Source organism: Streptomyces sp. BV286, assembly GCF_019090165.1.
Lineage (GTDB): Bacteria > Actinomycetota > Actinomycetes > Streptomycetales > Streptomycetaceae > Streptomyces.
Genome location: NZ_JAHRIB010000143.1, coordinates 1 through 22,639, shown reverse-complemented (window position 1 = coordinate 22,639; position 22,639 = coordinate 1). Strand labels below are relative to the sequence as shown.

The following is a 22,639-nucleotide window of genomic DNA, read 5'->3' as shown; positions in this document are numbered from 1 at the left end:
GCCCTGGGCCGGTCCGTCACGCGTCGGCCGCCGCGTACACCCGGCGGCCGTCGACGAACGTCTGGAGGACCCGCGTGGCGGCGATCTCCTGCGGCGGCCCGGCGAAGGGGTCGCGGTCCAGGACGACGAGGTCGGCGAGCCTGCCGACGGTGATGCTGCCGGTGCTGTCGTCGAGGTGGTTGGCGTGGGCGCTGCCCGCGGTGTACGCGGCGAGGGCGGCGCCGAGGTCGAGCTTCTGACCGGGGAGGAAGGCCGGGGTGCCGTCGGGCGCGTCGGGGGCGATCCGGTTGACGGCGACATGGATCGCCGCCAGCGGGTCGGGGCTGCTGACCGGCCAGTCGCTGCCCGCCGCGAGGGTCGCCCCGGCCCGCAGGAGGTCCCCGAACGGGTACTGCCACGCGGCTCGTTCGGGGCCGAGGAACGGGATGGTGAGTTCGTCCATCTGCGGTTCGTGGGCCGCCCACAGCGCCTGCAGGTTGGCGGTCGCGCCCAGCGCCCGGAAGCGCGGTACGTCCTCGGGGTGCACGACCTGAAGGTGTGCGAGGTGGTGGCGGGTGTCGCGCCGTCCGTTGGCCGTGCGGGCGGCCTCCACCGCGTCCAGTGCCTCACGCACCGCCCGGTCGCCGAGCGCGTGGAAGTGGACCTGGAAGTCGAGCGCGTCCAGTTCGGTGACGTACTTCTTCAGCTCGTCCGGCTCGACGAAACTGATGCCGGAGTTGTCGGAGGCGCAGCCGCAGCCGGTCAGATACGGGCCGAGCAGTGCGGCGGTGTGGTTCTCCGCGATGCCGTCCTGCATGACCTTCACGCTGGTGGCGCGGAACCGCCCCCGGCTCGACTCGGCCCGGCGGGTGACGAGTTCGGGGATCTGCTCGGCGCCGCGTCCCCGGTCCCACCACAGCGCGCCGACGACCCGGGCGGTGAGGAGACCCCGGTCGACGGCCGCGTGGTAGGCGGGCGTGGGATCGGTCATGTTGGCGAACTCGCCGACGATGGCGTCCTGCCAGGCCGTCACGCCGTACGCGTGCAGGACGGCCTGGGCTCGCAGCAGCGCGGTGAGCTGTTCCTCGGGTGTGCGGGCGGGCATCAGACGGGACACGAGGTGCGCCGCGCCCTCCTGGAGCATGCCGGTGGGGTTTCCCCCGGCGTCCCGCTCGATGCGTCCGTCGGCCGGGTCGGGGGTCCGGGCGTCGATGCCGGCCCGTCGCAGCGCGAGGGAGTTGACCCAGGCGCCGTGGTGGTCGCGGTTGGGCAGGAACACCGGCCGGTCGGCGACGACCGTGTCGAGCAGCGCGGCGGTGGGCGTGCCGCCGGGGAACGCCTCCATGGACCAGCCGCCGCCGGTGATCCACTCGGCCTCGGGATGCCCGTCGGCGTACGCCCTGATCCGCCGCAGGTACTCCCCCGGGTCGACGGTGTCGTTCAGATGGCACAGGCCCAGTTCGGTGCCGGCGCCCAAAGGGTGGACGTGGGCGTCCTGGAAGCCGGGCAGCAGCAGTCGTCCGGCGAGGTCGACGACCTCGGTGCCGGTTCCGATCAGTTCGTGGACCTCGTCGTGTCCGACGGCGACGATCCGCCCGCCGCGCACGGCCACGGCGGTGGCCCGGCTGCGCGCGGCGTCGACGGTGTGCACGGGTCCGCCGGTGAGGACGAGGTCGGCGGCCTGGGGGTGGGACATGGGTTCGGCGCTCCAGGGGAGAGTGGTCAGACGGCTGTGCGGTCCATCGGGAGGGCGAGGGCGTCGGCGTCGGTGCCGCGTCCTGAGGTGAAGTACGGCGAGCGGCGGACGTACTTGGCGACCGCGGCCATGACGAGGCCGCTGAGCACGATGGTGACCGGCAGGGAGAGCATGAACCAGCCGTTGTCGGGGCTGAGTTCGATGTGGTCGGTCATGGTCAGGTACGAGTAGCCGAGGTAGCCGCCGAGGCCGAGGAGGATCAGTCCCGAGACGGCCGGCACGCCGACGGCGAGCAGTGCCTCGCGCGGTCCGTCGTGGCGGGCGCGGCGGAAGCGGACGGCGCAGGCCAGGGCGGTGAGGCCGTAGTAGAGGGCGACGACCAGCCCGATGGCGTTGACCGCGGCGAGCAGCATGTCGCTCAGCTTGGGGAGGGCCATGGCGAGCAGGGCGATGGCGGCGGCGATCGACATGACGACCACCGTTCCGGCAGCGGGCGTGCCGTACCGGGGATGGACACGGGTCCACACCGGGCCCATCGTGCGGTCGCGGCCCATGGCGAGCAGTCCCCGGGCGGTGGGGATGACGGAGGACTGGACGGAGGCGACGGCCGAGAACATCAGGGCGAGCAGTGGCAGGCTGGCCCAGGGTTCGGCGGCCAGCTTGGCGCCGAGGTACGGCAGTGCCTGCGGGCCGTTGCGGACGAGTTCGGTCAGGCTCATCTCCCGCTGGAAGGCGACCGAGGCGAAGATGAAGAGCCCGAGCATGGCGAACAGGGCGATGAATCCGCCGCGGGCAGAGTCGCCCGGGCTCCGGGTCTCCTCGGTGACGCTGAAGGCGGCGTCCCAGCCCCAGAAGAAGAACACCGCGAGGACCATGCCCTGGGCGAAGGCCGTACCGCTGGAGATCTCGAACGGGTTGAACCACGCCCAGGAGAAGTCCTGGTGGCCGGTGACCAGGGCCCAGGTGCAGAAGACCAGCAGGACGGCGTACTCGAAGACGAGCAGGCCGAACTGGAGCCGGGTCGCGCTGCGCACCCCCGTGATCGCGAGGACGGTGACGGCGGCGAGGACCACCAGTCCGACGACCGTGCTCGCGGCGGTGGACGTCGGATCGAGGGCGATCCCGGCGAGGGTGTCCAGGCCCGCCTTGTTGGCGAAGATCAGCACGACCGAGCCGGTCACCGCGCTCGTGTAGGCGAGGAAGATGATCGATCCGACGAGCGTCACCCAGCCGGCCAGGAAGCCCGGCCAGGGGCCGAGGGACTTTCCGACCCAGGTGTAGCCGTTGCCGCAGTTGGGTTCCGAGCGGTTCAGCCGGGCGAAGGCCGTGGCGATACCGAGGACGGGCAGGAACGCCAGCAGCAGGAGCGCCGGGGCCTGGAGCCCGACGATCGTGGCGATGGTGCCCATGCCGATGGCGATGCTGGTCGTGGCCGCCGTGCTGGAGGCGGCGATGGCGACGCCGTCGACGACACCGAGGGAACGGCGCAGTTCCACCGGCGGGCGGTCCGGGGCGGCCTTGCCTGGGGCGAGAGACATCAGGGCTCCTCACGAGGAGGGAGAGGGACAGGGAGGAAGAGCCGTGTGGGGATGCGATGGATGGAACAACGTCGGCACACTTTGCGTCAATGCCGTTGACATAAGGCTGGGGCCGGCCGTTCACTGAACCCGCGCAGCCCCCTCGACAGCCGCGCCGGTGACGCACCCGCACCGCGGCGGGCCGCCCGGCGGTCCCACGGCGCGAAAGGAACCACTCGCCATGTCCACCCGAGCCCCCCAGCAGAGCCGACGCCGCCGCCCCACCGCCACGGGAGCCCTGCTGTCCAGGGAACTCATCACGGCGACCGCGCTGCGCCTCATCGGCGAACACGGTCCCGAGGCCCTGAGCGTGCGCCGCCTGGGCGCGGCCCTGGGATGCGATCCGAGCGCGCTCTACCGCTACTTCCGCAACACGGACGACCTGCTGCTGGCCGTGTCCGACCGGATCATCGGCGACGCCATGGCCGGATTCGCGCCCGGCCCCGACTGGGTCGCCTCGCTGCGCGAGATGGCGATGCGGGTACGCGCCGGGTATCTCACCCATCCGCGCGCCGCCGCCATGGCCTCGTACCGTGTGACCCGCGCAGACAACGAGTTCCGTGCGGTGGAGACCGGGGTGGGGCTGCTGCTCACGGCCGGCTTCCCGCCCGCCCAGGCCGTCCGCCTCTACCTGGCCTTCATCGACACGGTCCTCGGTCACGCGGCCCTGGACGCCGCGTGCCTGGCACTCCCCCGGCAGCAGCGCGAGGCCGACGAGCAGGCGTGGACGCAGGCCTACCAGGCGGTCGACCCGGAGACCTATCCCGCCCTGGCCGAGGTGCGGCACGAGCTGCACGCCATGGCCGGCAGTTCCTTCGAGCACGCGGTGGACCTGCTGCTCGACGCCCTCGCGGCCCGGGCCCGCGCCCAGCGGGCGCAGCCGTGACCCGTTGTCCCGAGGCGCACTGTCGCGCGCCGGGCGGAAAGGTCATGCTGGCCCCGACGAGCCGCCACGCACGACCGACGGAGTAGGCATGACGACGGACAGGGGCACACGGATCGAGGTCAGGCCCGCCGCCGGCCACATCGGCGCCGACATCACGGGCGTCGACCTGGCCGGGGAGCTGGACGACGCCGTGGTCGCCGGGATCCGGGCGGCGGTGCTGCGCTGGAAGGTGGTGTTCTTCCGCGGGCAGCGACTGGACCACGCCGCCCACGTCGCTTTCGCCCGGCGCTTTGGCGAACCGGTCCGTCTGGCCCGGCGCGGCAGCGCGTCACCCGTCGGCGTCCCGGAGATCGAGACGACCGCCGACCGGCTGGAACTCGGCGGACGGTACGGAATGGACCAGGACGAGTGGCTGCGCAGGCGCCGCCACTCGCTGCTGCGCGGCTGGCACTGCGACCACGGCGCCCGCGTCGATCCGCCGGCCGCGACCATTCTGCGCGCCGAGTCCGTGCCCCCGTACGGCGGCGACACCACCTGGTCCAACCTGGCGGCCGCCTACGCGGGACTCTCGGCACCTCTGCGGGACTTCGTCGACGGGCTGCGCGCGGAGCACCGGCTCGGGGTCGGGTACCAGACGCGGCCCGGCGAGGACGCGTACGCACGCCATCTGCTGGACCGGCAGGTCGCCTCGGAGCATCCGCTGGTGCGGGTGCACCCGGAGACGGGCGAGCGCGTGCTGTTCGTCAACGGCTACTACGTCGAGCAGATCCTCGGGCTCTCCCGCACGGAGAGCGCGCCGCTGCTGGAGATGCTGCTGGGCCAGGCGACCCGGCCCGAGTACACGGTCCGCTTCCGCTGGGAGCCGGGCAGTGTGGCCTTCTGGGACAACCGGGCCACCATGCACCTGGCCCCGAGTGACACGGCGCACCTCGACCATCCACGCGTCATGCACCGGGTGATGCTCGCGGGCGACGTACCGGTCGGCGTCGACGGCAAGCCGTCGGTTCCCCTCGTGGGCAGTGAACCGCAGCGCTGGTGAGGACGGACGACCCGGCCGGGCCCGAAGCGGATGCTCGTGCCCGGCCGGGCGGTCGCGCGGCTCTCAGCCGGCCTTGGCCTGCGCCGAGATGCCCCCGTCCACCGGCATCGCGGTACCGGTGACGAAGGAGGAGCGCCCGCTGCACAGCCACGCCGCCGCCTCGGCGATCTCCCGTGGCGACGCCATGCGCTTCTGGATCTGCGGCGCGATGAACGCCTGTTCCAGGTCCGGGATCTGCCGCACCGCCTCGTCGATCATCTCGCTGCGCGTCGTTCCGACCACGAGCGCGTTGACCCGGATGCCGTGCTCCCCGTACTCGGAGGCGGCCGCCCGGGTGATGCCCAGGATCGCGTGCTTGGCCGCCACGTACGGGACGGAGGCACCGGTCGCGTAACGGCCCGCCGTGCTGCTGGTGTTGACGATGGATCCGCCCTTGCCCCGGGCCAGCATCACCGGCAGCTGGTGCTTCATGCAGTTCCACACGCCGCGGACGTTGACGTCCATCGTGCGGTCGTACACCTCGTCGTCCGTCTCGTGCAGGAGGGTCCCGACCGTGGCGTAACCCGCGTTGTTGAAGGCGGAGTCGAGGCCCCCGAAGTGCTCCACCGCCGCGTCGACGACGCGGCCCACGTCGGCCGCGACAGCGACGTCGCCCGGGACGGCGAGGGCCCGACCGCCGCTCGCGGTGATCCTCTCGGTGACCTCACGCAACCGCTCCGCCCGGCGCGCCATGAGAACGACCGCGGCGCCCTCCTGTGCGAAGAGGTGTGCCGCGGCCTCGCCGATACCACTGGACGCACCCGTGATCATGACCACCTGGTCCGCGAGCAGACCCCGGTGGCTCCCCTGTTTGATCTCTTGTCCGGTCATCGGGCGAGCATACGCATCCCGGCCCCGCCCCGAGCAGGGGCGAATCAGCCCCTCCGGCTGCCGAGCCGCCGCCAGATCACGTCTATCACCCAGGCGTTGACCACGGCGGACATGACGAGCACGGCGTACAGTCCGGCCGTCATCCCGTCCGGCACGGCCAGTACGAGCAAGCTGGTGGGCGCCGTGAGGAGGAGCGGGACCACGGCGGCGAGCGAGGCGTCGTCCTGCGGCTGGGACGAGACGACCGCGAGCCAGACGATCAGCGCGGCGCACACCGCGAGGTACACGCGGGCGGGCCACGTGCCGAACGGTGTGGCGGACATACGGGCTCCGAGGACCGAACTCATGGCGCGTGCTCCCCTGTTCGAAGGGGCCCGGCTTCTCCGGCCCCCGTCGGGGTCAACTCTGCCCGCGGGAGATCGCCTGGTCCTGAGCGTGCGTACTCATGGCGACGGCGTAGGTACTCATGTACGCACGAGGGCCGGAGGTGAGGTAGGGGACGCGGCCGCCACCGGCCGTGAAGGCGGCACCCCCTTCTCCTTCGTGCGGCACCTGCCTGCGGATGCCACCGTCGGACACCTGTCACCGTCCGGCCGGCACCCGCGGGACGCCGGATGACACCGGCCGCCGCACCCAGCGGTACAGGACCAGCGAGCACACGGCCGCGAACGCGCACCAGGTCGAGATGAACTCCCGTTCCCACAGCGCCCAGCAGACCACCGCACCCACGGCCACCAGGACGCCGAGCACGCGCAGGAGATGGTGACCGGACAGCAGCAGCGAACCGACCGTGGCGAGCAGATAGCCCACCACGATGACCTCCGCACCGGGCAGGGTGACGGCATAGCCGACGGTGTGGCCGCGGACCTCGGCCGTCACGGAGTGCGTGGCGAGGCGGTACGAGAGCACCGCCGCGGTGGCGAGCCCGGCGACGAGCGGGACCGTCAGCGGCCGTACGTTCCGCGGCGGTGCCACGCACAGCACCCCCGCGGGCACCCACACCGCGAGCAGCGGGAGCGCGATCACCGCCCAGGCCACGGTGGCGGGGCCCGGGCCGCCACCTGAGCGCCAGACGACGGACTCGACGAACTGGTGGGCGCCCAGGATCAGAGGCAGCGCAGCCAGCGGCAGATCGGCCGCCCGGCGGGCCCGCGCCAGGCAGGCCACTCCGACCGCGGCGATTGCGCTGCCCGCCACGAGGTCGGCCGTCGCACTCCAGCACATCGCGCCACCAGGGGTTCGTGTCACGGGATCCGGTCTTCCAGTGGCCACGCTAAGGTCCGGACCTCGAACAATCCGGCTGACACGACCGTCCGGGCCCCTGCCCGGCGCAGGGAGCATTGCCGGGACAGCAAGCGCTCTCTATGCTCGCGTGCGATGGATGCGGAAACCACGTACGAGGACGCCTACTTCGACTACTGCCCATGGGACTTCGGCCCTCGGGCCTCCGCCGCGCAGCGGGACGCCCAGACCGAACATCAGGAGCGGCTGGCCAAAGGCGGGGCGAGCTTCGGCCCGCACTGTTACGTCTCCCCCGCCGCCGGGGTGTTCACCGACGTACTGCGTCTCGGCGAGAACTCCTACATCGCCGGCCACGCCTACGTCACCGGCGAGGTGACCACCGGCTCCGACTGCACCGTCAATCCGTACGCCACCGTGCGGGGGAGGATCGTGCTGGGGGACGGGGTGCGGATCGGCGCCCACAGCTCGCTGCTCGGCTTCAACCACGGGTTCGCGCCCGGCCTGCCGGTGCACCACCAGCCCCTCACCCGCAAGGGCATCACCGTCGGCGACGACGTGTGGATCGGCTCGAACGCCGTCGTCCTGGACGGGGTGACCATCGGCGACCACTGTGTGGTGGGCGCCGGCGCGGTCGTGACCAAGGATCTGCCGGCCTGGTCGGTCGCCGCGGGCAACCCGGCCCGTCGGCTGCGCGACCGGCGCGAGCCCGCCCCCTCCCGCAACGGGACGGCGGACGGTGGGCTCGGGGACGCGGCCGCCCGGTTCGCCGACCGGGCCAGGACGCAGTCCGCCGGCCTCCTCGCCCGCGCCTGGGACGCCGAAGCGGGCAGGTACCGCGACCGGCCCGGCACGCCTGCGACCGTTCGCGCCCACTGCGACGCCGTGGAGATCGCCGACCTGCTGCTGGGCTCCCCTCCGCCGCAGCTGACAGCCGCCGCACACGCCGAGCGGCTGCGCGCACTGCAGGACCCGGCCGAGGGACTGGTGCCCGAACTCGCCCCCGACGGCGACCCGGGCGTGCTGCCCGCCCCCGCACCGGACGGCTGGACCGACGACGGCGCCGCCGAGTACCACGTGCTGTCCGTGGGGTACGCGCTGGACCTGCTGGGCTCCCGGTTCGCCCATCCGGTGCATGCGGTGGGACGCATGACGGCCGGTCAGCTGGTCGCCCGTCTGGAGTCGCTGCCGTGGGAGACCCGCACCTGGTCGGCCGGTGCCTGGGTGGACTGCTGGGCGACCGGTGCGCACCACAACCTCGGGATGGGCGCGGCCGCGGGTGAACCGGGCGTGCTGGAGGCGCTGTTCGGCTGGTTGGGCACCCGGGTGGATCCGTGGACGGGGATGTGGGGCCGGGCGCCTTCGCCCGCGGCGGGCCGGCTGCAGCTCGTCAACGGCTTCTACCGGCTCACGCGTGGCTCGTTCGCGCAGTTCGGCCTGCGCCTGCCGTACCCGGAGCGCGTGGTGGACACCGTCCTCGCCCACGGCGGTGATCCGCGCTGGTTCGCGGCGGGCCGTCAGAACGCGTGCAACGTGCTGGACGTGGCACACCCGTTGTGGCTCGCCGGCCGGCAGACGGGCCACCGGACGGCCGAGGCACGGTCGTGGGCCGGCGAACAGTTGGCGCAGGCTCTGCGGGGGTGGCGGGACGGAGCCGGGTTCGGGTTCGGTCCGCCGGGCGAGGGAGGTTCGGGCCCGGGCCGGGATCCCGGTCTCCAGGGCACCGAGATGTGGCTGGCCATCATCTGGCTGCTGGCGGATCTGGTGGGGGTGGCGGACCGGCTGGGGTACCGGCCGCGAGGCGTCCACCGGCCCGAGGCCGCCCGCTCACCCGCGCCGGAATTCCCTTCTCATCCGGTGCCCGTCGACAACCTGCCGTAGTAGAAGCTGTGGTCCGAGTTGACGGTCCGGCGGACCCCGGTGTCGCGCCAGCGCGCGGAGCCCCGCGTGCCCCAGGCGAACAAGTAGTCGATCTTGCGTCCGTCGTCGTAGGTCGGCCGGGCGTATCGCGGTCCGCTCTCCCGCGGGCCGCTCGCCTCGCTGCTCCTGCCGTTGTACATGACGTCCATTTCCCGCGCGTCGGGCGGGGCGTTCAGGTCGCCCGCGAGGACGACCGGGCCGTCTGCGCCCAGTACGTGGACGCCGTCCGGTTTCCAGTCCTCGCGGATGAACGCGGTCTGCGCCGCCCGTTCCCCGTCTTTCGTGACGCCGACGCTGAGGTGCGTACTGCACGCCGTGACGTACGGGCCAGGCCCGTCCGTATGTCCCGGAGCGCGGACGACCGCACAGATGATGCCCCGCTCCCCGCTCCTGTTGTCCGGGTTGGGGAGCAGCGCCGGTGCCAGGATCCGCACGGCCGAGTGGAACAGGACGGCGTTCCCGTACGGCTGGCCGTCCGCACACTTCGTACCGGTGTCGACGAACGCGCTGCGCAGCCCCAACTCCCGGGCGAAGCGCTCACCTTGGGACTTGCAGACTTCCTGCAGGCCGATGAACAGCCACCGGTCCATGTCACCGGGGGTGAGGTCCCTGATGGCGTCGGCCTCGTCCTTGATCCAGTCGCCGGCGTCGCCCCGGTGGCCGATGTTCCCGTAGATGTTGAACGTGCCGACGTACAGACCCCGGTCGGCCTTCGGCGCGGCGGCCCTGTCGGGTGCGGCGCCGCTTCTCGCGGGGAGTGCCACCAGTACGCACATGAGGGCCGTCGCGATCGCTCGGGCCCCACCGCGCCTCCTCGTACGACGCGTTGTCATGACATCGACGATACCGGCGACCGGGCTCAACCAGCGGGACCGAAGTGACAGACGTGACTGGCCCATTCCTCCATGGCAGTTGGCGTCAGCGCCGTCGGTGGACCGTGATGGAGTGGCCGACATCGTCGACCGGCGTACTGGTGTCGAGCAGTGCGGCAAGCCGCCCGTCGGCCTTCGCGGCCGAGGAGTTGGACACGACGAGCAGCCCGTGCACCTCACCGAGGGGTGCCTGCAGCGGGTTGGACGCGTCGATCCCGTAGGCGGCGGGCACGCCCGCGCCCTTGTAGACGAGCCAGACCCGCTCGCCGGAATGGTGCCGGCGGAGGTGTCCGGCGAGGCGGCCCAGGTCCTGACCCCAGTCGACGTTCGAGTCGTGCAGCCGCAGATGGGTCTTGGACGGACCGCCGAACGCCTCGTTGGAGTACGGCAGGTAGTAGGGGTAGGTGCGCAGCGAGCTGACCGCCACGAAGCAGACCAGCGCTGCCGTCACGAGATGGGCCGCGCGTCGGCGGGAGAGCGCCACCCCCGCGGCGGCGACCGCGAGGAACATCGGCATGAACACGGCGTATCGCACGCCGAGGTCACGGGCGCCGTTCATGGAGATCGCCAGCAGTATGCCCGCGGGGACGAGGACGTAGGGAGCCGCGGGGCGCAGCCGGCGTACGGTCAGGACCGCGACGGCGCCGCCGAGCCACAGGGCGAGCATGCCGAGCGGTGTCTTCACCAGGAGCGCGACCGGCAGGTAGTACCAGAGGGACCCCTCGTAGAGTCGTCCGAACAGGAAGCCCTTCCAGATGTCGTACTCGAAGCCGAACTGGATGCGCATGCCGTCCCGGTAGGGCTCGGGGAACGGCAGCCACGCCGCGACGCGGCCGCGCGTCCCACGGATGTCCGGCACGTTCTCGGGCTGCACCCAGCGCAGCCGGGGGTCGACGACGAGATAGGTGGCCCACACGACGGCGACCGCGACCAGTGCCATACCGACGGCGGCCGCCACCCCGTACGCGAGGAGCCGCAGCCGGGCGCGGACGTCGGGGCCGGAGGAGGGCCGGCGGGCCTGCCAGAACGACAGGACGCCCAGCAGCATCAGCACCGGAACCACCGGCAGCACACTCATCTTGGTGGCCGCGGCGGCGCCCAGCGCCACCCCGGCGAGCGGGAGGCACAGGCGCGGATGCCGGCGCGCCCGCCACAGCAGCCACACGGACGTGAGCAGGAACCCGGCCGCGGGCACGTCGAGCGTGGCCAGCGATCCGTTGGCGATGACGTCCGGGGAGAACGCGTACAGGGCCAGTGCCACGAGCCCGCCGGCCGGCCCGGTGAGATCCCGGGCGAACGCGAGGACGACCAGCCCGAACAGCAGTGTCAGGACGATCATCGGCAGGCGTGCCCACAGCATCAGCTGTCCGGGGTCGTTGCCCGACTCGTACAGCAGGTGCCGCCCGAGGGCCTGCTGGCTTCCGGCGAATCCGGAGTCCAGGCGTGCGTCGGTGAACACCAGGCCGGACGCGATGATCAGTTTGCCCAGGGGCGGGTGTTCGGGGTTCGGGCGGAGGCTTCGCTCCTTGAGGTGGACCTCGGCCGTGGCCACGTACACCGGTTCGTCGATGGTGGGGGTCTGCTCGACGGCGGTGGTGACCATCGCGACCGCCATCTGGGCGAGGAGTGCGACGACGGTCAGCACGTACGGCCACCGCCGGTGCCGCACATACCGTATGAACGCGGCGAACCGGTCAGGCCGTTCACCCGTGGCCGTCGGTCCGGGCAGGACGGGGGCGGTGGTCTCGTCACCGCCGAGCCGGGAGATCCACGGCGCGCTCATGGCAGACACCTTCCCACCAACCCCCCGCTTCCGTGGCGCTCTTTTGCCCGGCGGGGCTCCAAGTGTTGTGCGGGCCGTAACCGTTGTGACGCCTGTGACCTCTTGGCACGGGGGTGAAAACCCGGGACTCTGAACTGCACATGTCACAGAGGGCGTTGGCCTGCAGAGGGCCGATGAGGAGGACGCTTGTGAACGGCAGACCGGCATCGAGGCTCTTCGGATCACGGCGCGCCCGCCGAAGGACGCTCGGCGTCCTCGCGGGCGCCGCCGCCCTGGTCCTGGCTTTCCCGGCGACCGCCCTGGCGGCCCCGCCCGGCGCCCTGCCCGCCAGTGCCGACGGACTGGACCAGACGTTCCAGCCCGCCTACGACTACGACACGGACGGCTGCTACTCCACGCCCGCCATCGGCCCCGACGGGACCGTCAACGGCGGACTCAAGCCGAGCGGCGCCCTCAACGGCCAGTGCCGTGACGCGTCGGACCTGGACAACACCAACGGGTACTCGCGCTCCAAGTGCAACAACGGCTGGTGCGCGATCGTCTACGCCCTCTACTTCGAGAAGGACCAGGCCCTCGCCGGCAGCGGGCTCGGCGGGCACCGGCACGACTGGGAGCACGTCGTGGTGTGGGTGCAGAACAACCAGGCCGAGTATGTCTCGACGTCCAACCACGGCTCGTTCACGGTCCACAACCGTTCGGCGATCCGCTTCGACGGGACGCACCCCAAGATCGTCTACCACAAGGACGGGATCAGCACGCACTGCTTCCGCGCCGCGGGCTCGGGCGACGAGCCGCCGGAGAACCACAAGGGGACGTGGCAGTACCCCTCACTGGTCGGCTGGAACGGCTATCCCGCGGGCGTGCGCGACAAACTGACCGCGTACAACTTCGGCAGCGCCACGCTCGGCATCAAGGACAGCACGTTCAACTCGCACCTCGCGTCGGCCAAGCCGGCGGGGATCGCCTTCGACCCCAACGCCTGACCGCGCGTCACACCGAAGGACCGTCCCGGCCGTCCGGGGGCGGCGCCCCGGCCCCGCCGGGAGCGCCGCCGCCGGGACGGGCCGGCAGGACCGCCGCGGCGAAGGCGGTGACGTCCTGCACGAGCCGTTCGGGCTCCTCCCAGTACAGGACGTGGCCGACGCCCTCGTACACGACGAGTGTCGCGCCGGGAATCGTGTCGAGGATCAGCTGCTGATCGGCGCGCGGCAGAAGGCTGTCGGCATCACCCCAGAGCACGAGCGTGGGCACGAGAATGCCCCTCAGGGTGGCCGCGAGGTCCGTCTCCAGCAACCCGCGCATGGTCTCCCGCCAGACGCGCGCGGGCACTTTGAGGTTCTCCTCGGCCAGTGTCGCCAGGAGCCCGCGTGCCAGTGGCCGGGCCGTGAGACCGTCGAGCAGTTCCTCCACGAAGGCACGCGGCACGGGGTCCGCGAGGTTCTGGATGCTCTCCCCCAACGCCGTGGCGCCCGGCTTGTCGGCGAGTGTGGCCGGGACACCCGCCAGGACGAGGCCCGCCACCCGGTCGGGATGGCTGCCCGCGACCAGCCGTGCGGCCACACCCCCGCTCGACGCTCCGACCAGGACGGCACGGCGGATGCCCACGGCGTCGAGGAACTCCACGAGGTCGCCCGCGAAGTCCTGTGGTCCGTAGCCCTCCTCGGGCCGCTCGGCGTCGCCGTGGCCCCGCTGGGTGGGCGCGTACCCGTGCAGCGTGCCGGGAAGCTGCCTGAGCAGCGGCTCGAACGTCCACCAGGAGTCCGCGAGGCCGTGCACGAACACGACGGGAGCGCCCTCCGGGTAGCCCGCCTCGGCATAGGGGAGGACGAGTCCGCCCTTCAGCTGGGCGGCCTTCACCGCGATCGTGCTCACGGCGGCCCTCCTGACGTCGGTCGGCCCCCTCGCACACGCACCGCCGGGCGGCGCGACGATCTCTCCATCGTAATGAGGGGCCGAGCGGACCGCCCGTCCGCAAGGAGACGGACCGGCGGCCCCGCGCAGCCGGGATGCCTTCAATTCCTTGCGGATTCCGGGCGATTGCCCCCCGTCTTTGCTTCACATCTTGACGAGCTTGGTTCAGACCTTTAGGTTCACCGATCGCCGAGATTCCACGAATGCGCTCGTCGTTCACATCCATGAACGACGAATTCTCTCCCTCCCCCACACCACAGGAGAACCCGTGTTCAGATCGACGAGATCACCGAGCCGTCGGATACCCACCCTCCTCACCGCCCTCGCCCTGGTGGCGTCGGCTGCGTCCGCCGTGGCGGCGGCCCCGCCGACACGGGACGCCCGGGCCGCCGCCCTCCCCACCGGCTGGGCCACCGTCGTCAACGCGGGCAGCGGCAAGTGTGTCGACGCCCGGGCGGCCGCGACGGCCGACGGCACCGCCGTCCAGCAGTACGCGTGCAACAGCAGCCAGGCCCAGCAGTGGGAACTCCGCGACACCACCGACGGGCACGTCCGGGTCGGCAACCGCGGTGACGCCACGAAGACCTGGGACGTCGCCGACGTCTCGGCCGCCGACGGCGCGCCCGTGCACCTGTGGACGTACGGCGGCGGCGCCAACCAGCAGTGGCGGCCCGTCGCGGAAGCAGGCGGGACCTATCACTTCGTGAACCGGCACAGCGGCAAGTGCCTCGACGTACCGGGCGCCTCGACCGCCGACGGCACACAGCTCCAGCAGTGGACCTGCAACGGCTCAGCGGCCCAGTCCTTCCGCGTCGATCCCGTCGACGTCCAGCAGCCGCCCGGAACACCGGACCTCGGCCCCAACGTGACCGTCTTCGACCCGTCCACCCCCGCCGCCACCATCCAGCGCAGCCTCGACGCGGCCTTCGCCCAGCAGGAGACCAACCAGTTCGGCTCGGCCCGCAAGGCCTTCCTCTTCAAGCCCGGCACGTACGACGCGAACGCCAACGTCGGCTTCTACACCCAGGTCGCGGGCCTCGGCCTCTCCCCCGACGACGTCACCATCCGCGGCGCGGTGCACGCCGAGGCCGACTGGTTCCAGGGCAACGCCACCCAGAACTTCTGGCGTTCGGCGGAGAACCTGTCGGTGACACCGACGTCCGGCACCGACCGCTGGGCCGTCTCACAGGCGGCTCCCTACCGGCGGATGCACCTGCGCGGCAACCTCCAGCTCGACGACGGTGGCTGGTCGAGCGGCGGCTACATGGCCGACACCAAAATCGACGGCCAGGTCAGGTCGGGTTCGCAGCAGCAGTGGCTGTCGCGGAACACCGAATGGTCGAGCTGGACGGGCTCGAACTGGAACATGGTCTTCGTCGGTGCGCAGAACGCCCCCGCCACCAGCTTCCCCAACCCCCCGTACACCACGGTCGACCGCACACCCCTCTCACGCGAGAAGCCCTTCCTGTACGTCGACGGGGCCGGCGCCTACAAGGTGTTCGTGCCCGCCGTACGCACCGACTCACGCGGCACCACCTGGGGCGCGGGCACGCCCGCGGGAACCTCCCTGCCGCTGTCCGACTTCTTCGTCGTCAAGCCGGGCGCGACCGCGGCCCAGCTCAACGCCGCTCTCGCACAGGGCAAGAACCTGCTGGTCACCCCCGGCGTCTACCACCTGGACCAGACGCTCAAGGTCACCCGCCCCAACACCGTCGTCCTCGGTCTGGGCCTCGCCACGCTCATCCCGGACAACGGCATCACGGCCATGACGGTCGCCGACGTGGACGGCGTCAAACTCGCCGGCATCCTCGTCGACGCGGGGACCACCAACTCGGCGCAGCTCCTGGAGATGGGTCCGAGCGGCTCCTCGGCCGACCACAGCGCCAACCCCAGCTCCCTGCACGACGTGTTCTTCCGTGTCGGGGGCGCGGCCGTGGGCAGGGCCACCACCAGCCTCACGGTCAACAGTGACGACGTCATCGGCGACCACCTGTGGATCTGGCGCGCCGACCACGGCAACGGCGTCGGCTGGAACACCAACACCGCCGACACCGGACTCGTGGTCAACGGCGACGACGTCACCATGTACGGCCTGTTCGTCGAGCACTACCAGAAGCACCAGACCATCTGGAACGGCAACGGCGGCCGCACGTACTTCTACCAGAACGAGATGCCGTACGACCCGCCCTCCCAGTCGGCCTGGATGAACGGCTCCACCCAGGGCTACGCCGCCTACAAGGTCGCGAACTCCGTGACCAGCCACCAGGTGTACGGCTTCGGCAGCTACTGCTACTTCAACGTGAACCCGGCCGTCACCGCGGAGCACGCCATCGAGGCGCCGAACCACGCGAACGTGCGCTTCCGCAGCATGGTGACCGTCTCGCTGGGCGGCACCGGCACGATCCGCCATGTCGTCAACGACCGCGGCGGCCCGTCCAACTCCGCCACGAACGTCGCCAACCTCGCCAGCCACCCGTGACCGCCTACAGGAACGCCCACAGGCAGGCCCACAAGAAGGGGCACACCATGCACGGAATCAGACCGTCCGGACCGGTACGCGTGGCTCTGCGGGTGCTCGTCCTGCTGGCGACCCTGCTGGGGCTCGCGGCGCCGCCCGCCCACGCGGCCCGCGAGGCGGCACCGTTCAAGGTGCTCGCCCTGCACAGCGGGACGTGGGACGCCGCGCACATCAGCTTCGTCCGCGAGGCCAACCGGTGGTTCCCCGCCCGGGCCGCCGAGAACGGTTTCGCCTACACCGCGAGCACCGACTGGAATCTGCTGGCCAACGGGGGCGTCGACGCCTACCAGGTCGTCCTGTTCCTCGACGACCTGCCGCAGAGCGCCGCCCAGCGGTCCGGCTTCGAGCGGTACATGCGCGCGGGCGGCGGATGGCTGGGCTTCCACGTCGCCGCCTTCACGACGGAGGCGCAGCGGTGGCCCTGGTACCACCAGCAGTTCCTCGGCAGCGGGAACTTCAGGTCGAACACCTGGGGCCCGACCACGGCCGCCCTGCGGGTGGAGGACCGCGTCCACCCCTCGACCCGGAACCTGCCCGCCACGTTCACGTCGTCGGTCAACGAGTGGTACAGCTGGTCGAACGACCTGCGACGCAACCCCGACATCAGGATCCTGGCCTCGATCGACCCCAGCAGCTTCCCGCTGGGCACCGATCCGAACCAGACCTGGTACAGCGGTCACTACCCGGTCCTGTGGTCCAACACGAAGTACCGAATGCTGTACGCGAACGTCGGCCACAACGCGATGGACTACGCGACCGACACCCCGCTGTCGTCGACCTTCGCGAGCGCGTCCCAGAACCGGTTCCTGCTCGACGGGCTGAAGTGGCTCGGCGGCACCCTGAAAGGCCGTCAGGTAGGGGCGATCGACCGTTCGTGACACAACCCCGGCCGTCGTGGGCTAGATTTCGAACGCCCTCGGTTCCGGACTCCATCGGAGGGGCGCTCTGAGGAGATTCTGGAGCGGTACATGCACCCCTTGGAAGTATCCAGACCGGCTCCGCCGCTGATGCAGGGAGGACTCGCCGACAGTCTCTTCGAGACGGCGGACCGCGACCCTCTCCTGCCCCAGTTGGCGCGCCGCTCCGACACCTCTCCCACAGCCTGGTCACCGGTGACCGCGATCGAGCTGCGGGACGAGGTGGTCGATGTCGCACGGGGCTTCATCGCCGCCGGCATCTTCCCGGGGCACCGCGTGGCCGTGATGGCGCGCACCCGCTACGAGTGGACCGTCCTCAGCTACGCGCTGTGGACGGTCGGCGCCGAGATCGTGCCGATCTACCCGACCTCCTCGCACGAGCAGGTCGGGTGGATCCTCCGCGACGCGGGCTGCGTGGCCGTGGTGGTGGAGGACGAGCAGAGCATCATGACGGTCGGCTCGGTGTGCGCCTCGCTGCCGGCCCTGCGGCACGTCTGGCAACTCGACGCCGGAGCGCTGGCGGACCTGGCGGAGTCGGGCCGGTCGGTACCGTTCACCACGGTCGAGTCCATGCGCCGGATCGTGCTGCCCGATTCGACGGCCGTCATCGCCTACACCTCCGGCACGACGGGGCACCCCAAGGGCTGCGCGCTGAGTCACAGCAGCCTGGCCAGCCCCTGCGACACGCTGCTGGCCGGTTGGGGGCACACCGCGGCGCCGCCGGGACAACAGCCCGCCATCCTGGCCTTCCTGCCCTTCTCCCACGTCTACGGCCTCATGATCCAGGGGCTGTGCATGCGCGGCGGAATGCTCATGGGCCACGAACCCGACCTGCGCGCGGAGACACTGGCCGACGCCCTGCTGTCCTTCCGGCCGACCTATCTCTACGCCGTTCCCTTCGTCTTCGAGAAGCTCTACAAGAACTTCCTCCGCAAGGCCCAGGAGGCGGGCCGGGGCGCCCTGTTCGAGCGCGCGGTCCGCACCGCGCAGGACTTCGCGGCGGCCGCCGAACGGCACCGGCTCGGGACCGGCCCGGGCCCCGGCTTCGATCTGCGGATGCAGCACGCCCTCTACGACAAGACGGTGTACCGCAAGCTCCGCGCGGCACTGGGCGGAAGGGTGTGCGGCGCCGTGTCGGGCGGCTCTCCCCTGAACCGCGAACTCGCCCTGTTCTACTCGGGAATCGGGATCTTCGTCCACGACGGGTACGGGCTCACGGAGACGAGCGGCGGCATCACGGCCCAGCCCGTCGGCCGGGAGAAACTCGGCACCGTCGGACAGCCCCTGCCCGACACGGAGATCCACGTGGCCGACGACGGGGAGATCCTCGTACGGGGCCCGTCGGTCTTCCAGGGCTACGTGAACGACGCCGCGGGCAACCGGGCCGCCCTGCGCGACGGCTGGCTCGCCACCGGTGACATCGGCCGCCTCGACAACGAGGGATATCTGAGCATCACCGGCCGCAAGAAGGACATCGTCATCACCAGCGGCGGCAAGAGCGTCGCACCCGCGGCCCTCGAGGAGCGCCTGCGGGTCCATCCGCTCATCCACCAGGCGGTGGTCGTGGGTGACAACAGGCCCTGCGTGGGGGCTCTGATCACCCTCGACCCCGAGTTCCTCGCGCACTGGCGCTCCGTCCACGCCGTCCCGGGCGAGGCGCACGACCGCGAGACGCGCGAGGAGAACGCCCTGCGCGAGGAGATCAACCGCGCCGTCGCCGCGGCCAACAGCACCGTGTCGCGCTCGGAGTCCATCCGCGTGTACCGGGTCCTGCCCGAACCGTTCGACCTCTCCAACGGGATGCTCACCCCGTCGATGAAGTTGCGCAGGGACGCCATCGCGCACCGCTACGCCGCCGAGATCGACGCGATGTACCAGTCGTCCACCCGCGCCCCCAAGAGCCTCATGCCCGCCGATCCGTACAACTGGGACGACGCGGACAACGTCTTCAGGTGAGCGATGCGCCCTCCACGGGTGCCGCGTACGTCCGCGCGGCCGGGGCATGATCACATGGACCGTTCACGCAGGACCTGACGTGGTGAGGGCCGGGAGAGACCTATGCGACGAGTACACAGGGCCCGGCTGTCGGCCTGGGTCGGCACGACGGCAGTGCTGGTGGCGGTGACCGCGGCCTGCGGGAGCGCGGAAGCCGGAGCCGAGGGATCCGGCGCCGGCTCCCCCGCCACCTCCGCGTCCCGTCCTTCGCCGTCGCACGCCCGCTTCGTGGAGGAGATCGAGTGGGCCGACGGCCGCCGCGTGGGCATGTACTACGCCGCCGGACGAGGGCTCATGGAGCAGCACCAGGACACCGCGGGCGGCCCGTGGAGCAAGCCCCGTCTGGTGTACGCGACCGAGGGCGACCCCTGCCAGAGCATCACGCTGAAGGCGATCCGCGGCACGGTCGCGGTCATGGCGAACTGGGGCGTGTACTGCTCGGACGGTGAACCGCCGACGGAGTCCCTCGCCGCGGTCGGCACGCGGAACCTGTCGACGTGGGACACCAAGACCACCAAGGACTTCGACGGCTGGGAGAAGGTCCGGGCGGTGACCGGCACCGAGGACCTGCTGTTCTCGCGATCGTCCACCGAGTGGCTCACCCGGTTGCGCTGGAGCCCGGCGGGCGGTTTCGGCGAGGTGGAGGACATCCGCCGCTAGGGCCTGCCGTCAAAAAGGCTGTCCGCCGTTAGCGGGCCGGAGCCGCGGGCCGGAGCAGGTCGCGCGGGAGTGCGCCGGACAGGTCACGCTGGACGTGGTGGACGTCGACCGGGCCGGACGAGGACCGGACCACGGACCACCGGTGTCCGCCCGCTCCGTGAGGAGGCCCGCCATGCCGCGACCCGATCCGCATCTCGCGCTCGTCCGGGCCGTCACGGCCCGCACCCCTCAGGGCTGCGAGGAATGCCTTCGTCTAGCCTCGCCCTGGACACATCTCAGGCTGTGCCTGACCTGCGGACACGTCGGATGCTGCGACTCCTCTCCGCTGAAGCACGCCCGCCGGCACGCGGCCGGAGCCGGGCACCCCGTCGTGCAGTCGCTGGAGCCGGGCGAGAACTGGCGCTGGTGCTATGTCGACGAGGCCATGGTCTGACACGGGCCGCGCAGGCGCCCTGGGCAGGCCGCGCCTCCAGGAATCCGTGTCGCGCGCCTCGTGAGGTGCGCTGCACGAACACCGGCCTGGCCGTCCGCGCCACGGTCGCGGGCACGTACCGGACCGTGCTCTCGGACGGGCGTACCGCACGCACCTCTTTCAAGGACGTACCGCAGCCGAGGGAACTGGCCTCGTGGCGCCCGCGTGTCCAGGACCGGCGGCCCCGCGCCTCGGCCACCCGGACCACCGTCGTCGACGGGGAGGACCGTATCGGCTGACCGCAGGGCGACGCCGCCGGCCTCCGGCCGCCGAAGCGGTCGCGGGCCGACGGCGTTCCACCCGGATGCCGTACCGCGCGGAACTCACCCGGTCGGAGAGCCGACCGGTCGGCGCAGCACGGTGGCGAGCGCGCCTGATTCGAGGCCCTCGGAAGGGGCGTGGGCGGCCGCGGCCACGAGCGGGTCCTCGGGCACCGGCCCCGCCAGAGCCGGTACGGGCACCTCGCGGGGCGTCCGCCGGGCCTCCCGCAGGCTGGGCTCGGGGACGGGCGGGACCAGCGGGGCGCGTTCCATGGCACGGGCCCGGCGGGAGAACCAGACGATCCTTCCGCCGCTTCCCGTGGTGCAGCACCCCCAGCCGTCGCTCAGCGCGGCGATGCGGGCCAGGCAGCCGCGCGTCGCCGACTCCGGGTGGGACTCCCCGTCGTGGTCCGCGACGGCCGTGATGAGGTGCTGGCCGTTCCACCACATCTCGATGGTGGTGTTCTTGTCCGTCGCGTGCTCCGCGATGGTTCGCAGCAGGGTCTCGGCGCAGTGACAGACGGGTTCGACGAGATTCTCCAGGTTCCAGTACCGGAGGTGGGCGGCCAGGATGCGCCTGGCGTGATCGACCCGCTCGGGACTGACTTCCACGTCGAGGTGGTAGTAGCAGGGCACTACGGTCTTCATCGTCGTTGGCTCCTCACCGGCGAAGCTCTCGCTTCCTCCCGGCCCTCGCGGACCGGGCCCCGAACACAAAGCGTGAGCAGTGATCGCTCCTGAGTCACTCCCACCAGAGTGGGAGTGGTACTCCATTCGTGCAACACGAGAGCCGGTCCGTTGCCCTTGGTGTCGTTGAATCGACAACAGGACGTTCGGTGCCCGCGCGTGCACCATGAGTGAGGGTGTCGGCCGCTGTAGTCGGCCGGTGTCTCCGCGTGCACGGCCTTCCCGCACATCCGAGCGAACCGTGCGCATCCGAGGGAGTGGAAGGTGACCAGTGAGATGCTGCTGCCTGCCAAGGACGAGGTCGCCAGGCACCTGGAGCTGTACCGGGCCTGGGAACGCATGATGCTCGCGGCCCCCGCCGACCGTGCCGCGCGGGGCAACTTCGAGGACACGGGCTACACGCTCTGTGTCCTCATGGGCAAACGCTGCGCCCGGGAGGCCGTGCACGCCGCCGAGCGCTACCTGGCGGCCACCTCGGCCGCCCGTCGCCGCGAACGGGCCAACGCCGGCCCGCAGCGCGGCGAACGCCCGGGCCGTCCCGACGGACTCGCGGCGAGCCCCGTGGCCTAGGGCTGCGACCCGACGGCCGGCCACGGACCAGGACAACGACGACGGAGGTGAATCCCATGACCGAGAACCCGGCAGACGGCCGCGTCCCCCCTGTTGGCCGCATGCCCGTCGTTCCGATCGGCCGAGTCCCCGTCGTCGATGTCCGTCCGGCCGTCGACCGCGGCAACCGCCCGGCGAAGGCGGTTCCGGGCGAGACGTTCCAGGTCTCCGCCACCCTCTTCGGCGAGGGCCACGACGCGGTCGCCGCGAACGTCGTCCTGCGCGATCCCGAGGGCCGCAGTGGCCCGTGGACGCCCATGCGGGAGCTCGCCCCCGGCAGTGACCGCTGGGGCGCCGACGTCACTCCCGGGACGGTGGGCGACTGGTCCTACTGGGTGGAGGCGTGGTCGGACCCCGTGTCCGCCTGGCGCCGGTCCGCCCGCATCAAGATCCCGGCCGGCATCGACGTGGGCCTGGTCCTGGAGGAGGGCGCCGAGCTGTACGAGCGGGCCGCCTCCGGGATTCCGCGCGAGGCGGGACGGGCTGCCGTGCTGACCGCCGCGGCCGCTCTGCGCGACGAGTCCCGCCCCCTGGCCGCGCGTCTGGCCGCCGCGCTGACGCCGGACGTGGACGCGGCGCTCGCCGAACACCCCCTCAGGGAGCGGATCTCCCGATCGGAACCGCTCCCTCTGCGCGTGGAGCGGGAGCGGGCGCTGTACGGCTCCTGGTACGAGTTCTTCCCGCGTTCGGAGGGCGCCCTGGTCGAGCCGGGCAAGCCGCCGGTCAGCGGCACCTTCAAGACCGCGGCG

Annotated in this window: 20 protein-coding genes and 1 pseudogene; 12 read left to right on the top strand and 9 right to left on the bottom strand. The window is 71.7% G+C overall.

Translation table 11 applies throughout. The features are described from left to right. Positions 1-16: 16 nt before the first annotated feature. Both KUF83_RS22570 and KUF83_RS22565 read right to left on the bottom strand, forming a co-directional pair. Complete coding sequence (locus KUF83_RS22570; RefSeq protein WP_217456599.1) at positions 17-1,675, bottom strand: amidohydrolase; 1,659 nt, start codon at positions 1,673-1,675, stop codon at positions 17-19. Between the two features lie 26 nt (positions 1,676-1,701). Next, the gene (locus tag KUF83_RS22565; RefSeq protein WP_217456598.1) at positions 1,702-3,213 is read right to left on the bottom strand and encodes an APC family permease; all 1,512 of its coding nucleotides are present in this window, start codon (positions 3,211-3,213) and stop codon (positions 1,702-1,704) included. 220 nt (positions 3,214-3,433) lie between these two features. On the opposite strand from KUF83_RS22565, the gene KUF83_RS22560 reads away from it, so the two are divergent. Then, entirely contained in the window at positions 3,434-4,138 is a 705-nt protein-coding gene (locus tag KUF83_RS22560; RefSeq protein WP_217456597.1) for a TetR/AcrR family transcriptional regulator, read from the top strand. 88 nt (positions 4,139-4,226) lie between these two features. Further along, a complete protein-coding gene (locus KUF83_RS22555; protein WP_217456596.1) occupies positions 4,227-5,177 on the top strand; it encodes a TauD/TfdA family dioxygenase in 951 nt (316 codons plus the stop codon). A 63-nt stretch (positions 5,178-5,240) separates the two neighbouring features. Here KUF83_RS22555 and KUF83_RS22550 read toward each other — a convergent pair whose 3' ends face one another. From KUF83_RS22550 to KUF83_RS22540, 3 genes are all read right to left on the bottom strand, one after another. Then, positions 5,241-6,047 carry an SDR family NAD(P)-dependent oxidoreductase gene (locus tag KUF83_RS22550; protein WP_254644236.1) on the bottom strand — a complete coding sequence of 269 codons (807 nt, stop codon included), beginning with the start codon at positions 6,045-6,047 and terminating at the stop codon, positions 5,241-5,243. Between the two features lie 44 nt (positions 6,048-6,091). Beyond that, entirely contained in the window at positions 6,092-6,394 is a 303-nt protein-coding gene (locus KUF83_RS22545) for an SCO4225 family membrane protein (protein ID WP_217456595.1), read from the bottom strand. A gap of 235 nt (positions 6,395-6,629) precedes the next feature. Then, the gene (locus KUF83_RS22540; RefSeq protein ID WP_217456736.1) at positions 6,630-7,271 is read right to left on the bottom strand and encodes a DUF6629 family protein; all 642 of its coding nucleotides are present in this window, start codon (positions 7,269-7,271) and stop codon (positions 6,630-6,632) included. Between the two features lie 153 nt (positions 7,272-7,424). Between KUF83_RS22540 and KUF83_RS22535 the strand changes: the two genes are divergently transcribed. Further along, positions 7,425-9,167, top strand: coding sequence for a DapH/DapD/GlmU-related protein (locus tag KUF83_RS22535; RefSeq protein ID WP_217456594.1), 1,743 nt, complete (start codon positions 7,425-7,427; stop codon positions 9,165-9,167). On the opposite strand, the gene KUF83_RS22530 is transcribed toward KUF83_RS22535, so the two are convergent. Next, the gene (locus KUF83_RS22530) at positions 9,137-10,039 is read right to left on the bottom strand and encodes an endonuclease/exonuclease/phosphatase family protein (RefSeq protein WP_217456593.1); all 903 of its coding nucleotides are present in this window, start codon (positions 10,037-10,039) and stop codon (positions 9,137-9,139) included. The two genes, KUF83_RS22535 and KUF83_RS22530, sit on opposite strands and share 31 nt — an antisense overlap. An 85-nt stretch (positions 10,040-10,124) precedes the next feature. Then, positions 10,125-11,861 carry a phospholipid carrier-dependent glycosyltransferase gene (locus tag KUF83_RS22525; protein ID WP_217456592.1) on the bottom strand — a complete coding sequence of 579 codons (1,737 nt, stop codon included), beginning with the start codon at positions 11,859-11,861 and terminating at the stop codon, positions 10,125-10,127. 173 nt (positions 11,862-12,034) lie between these two features. Between KUF83_RS22525 and KUF83_RS22520 the strand changes: the two genes are divergently transcribed. Continuing rightward, positions 12,035-12,844: an NPP1 family protein gene (locus KUF83_RS22520; protein ID WP_217456591.1), complete on the top strand. Its 810-nt coding sequence runs from the start codon at positions 12,035-12,037 to the stop codon at positions 12,842-12,844. A 7-nt stretch (positions 12,845-12,851) separates the two neighbouring features. Here KUF83_RS22520 and KUF83_RS22515 read toward each other — a convergent pair whose 3' ends face one another. Further along, on the bottom strand, positions 12,852-13,733 hold the full coding sequence (locus KUF83_RS22515; protein ID WP_217456590.1) for an alpha/beta fold hydrolase: 882 nt from the start codon (positions 13,731-13,733) through the stop codon (positions 12,852-12,854). A 370-nt stretch (positions 13,734-14,103) separates the two neighbouring features. Between KUF83_RS22515 and KUF83_RS22510 the strand changes: the two genes are divergently transcribed. The 6 genes and pseudogenes from KUF83_RS22510 to KUF83_RS22485 all read left to right on the top strand — a co-directional run bounded on the left by KUF83_RS22510 (position 14,104) and on the right by KUF83_RS22485 (position 20,573). Continuing rightward, positions 14,104-16,251: an RICIN domain-containing protein gene (locus KUF83_RS22510; RefSeq protein ID WP_308403106.1), complete on the top strand. Its 2,148-nt coding sequence runs from the start codon at positions 14,104-14,106 to the stop codon at positions 16,249-16,251. A 47-nt stretch (positions 16,252-16,298) separates the two neighbouring features. After that, positions 16,299-17,126 (top strand): annotated as a pseudogene (locus KUF83_RS22505) (ThuA domain-containing protein); the annotation flags it as partial. Positions 17,127-17,258: 132 nt separating this feature from the next. Continuing rightward, the gene (locus KUF83_RS22500) at positions 17,259-19,163 is read left to right on the top strand and encodes a long-chain fatty acid--CoA ligase (protein ID WP_217456587.1); all 1,905 of its coding nucleotides are present in this window, start codon (positions 17,259-17,261) and stop codon (positions 19,161-19,163) included. A 102-nt stretch (positions 19,164-19,265) separates the two neighbouring features. Then, positions 19,266-19,862: a hypothetical protein gene (locus KUF83_RS22495; RefSeq protein WP_217456586.1), complete on the top strand. Its 597-nt coding sequence runs from the start codon at positions 19,266-19,268 to the stop codon at positions 19,860-19,862. Positions 19,863-20,034: 172 nt separating this feature from the next. Further along, positions 20,035-20,295, top strand: a complete 261-nt coding sequence (locus tag KUF83_RS22490; protein ID WP_217456585.1) for a UBP-type zinc finger domain-containing protein — start codon at positions 20,035-20,037, stop codon at positions 20,293-20,295. A 65-nt stretch (positions 20,296-20,360) separates the two neighbouring features. After that, the gene (locus KUF83_RS22485) at positions 20,361-20,573 is read left to right on the top strand and encodes a hypothetical protein (protein ID WP_217456584.1); all 213 of its coding nucleotides are present in this window, start codon (positions 20,361-20,363) and stop codon (positions 20,571-20,573) included. Positions 20,574-20,657: 84 nt separating this feature from the next. On the opposite strand, the gene KUF83_RS22480 is transcribed toward KUF83_RS22485, so the two are convergent. Continuing rightward, the gene (locus tag KUF83_RS22480) at positions 20,658-21,242 is read right to left on the bottom strand and encodes a pep a2 (RefSeq protein WP_217456583.1); all 585 of its coding nucleotides are present in this window, start codon (positions 21,240-21,242) and stop codon (positions 20,658-20,660) included. 315 nt (positions 21,243-21,557) lie between these two features. Here KUF83_RS22480 and KUF83_RS22475 point away from each other — a divergent pair, with 315 nt between their 5' ends. Then, the gene (locus tag KUF83_RS22475; RefSeq protein ID WP_217456735.1) at positions 21,558-21,851 is read left to right on the top strand and encodes a DUF5133 domain-containing protein; all 294 of its coding nucleotides are present in this window, start codon (positions 21,558-21,560) and stop codon (positions 21,849-21,851) included. 101 nt (positions 21,852-21,952) lie between these two features. Then, positions 21,953-22,639, top strand: a 687-nt coding sequence (locus KUF83_RS22470; protein ID WP_217456582.1) for a maltotransferase domain-containing protein, incomplete at its 3' end; no start/stop codon positions are given.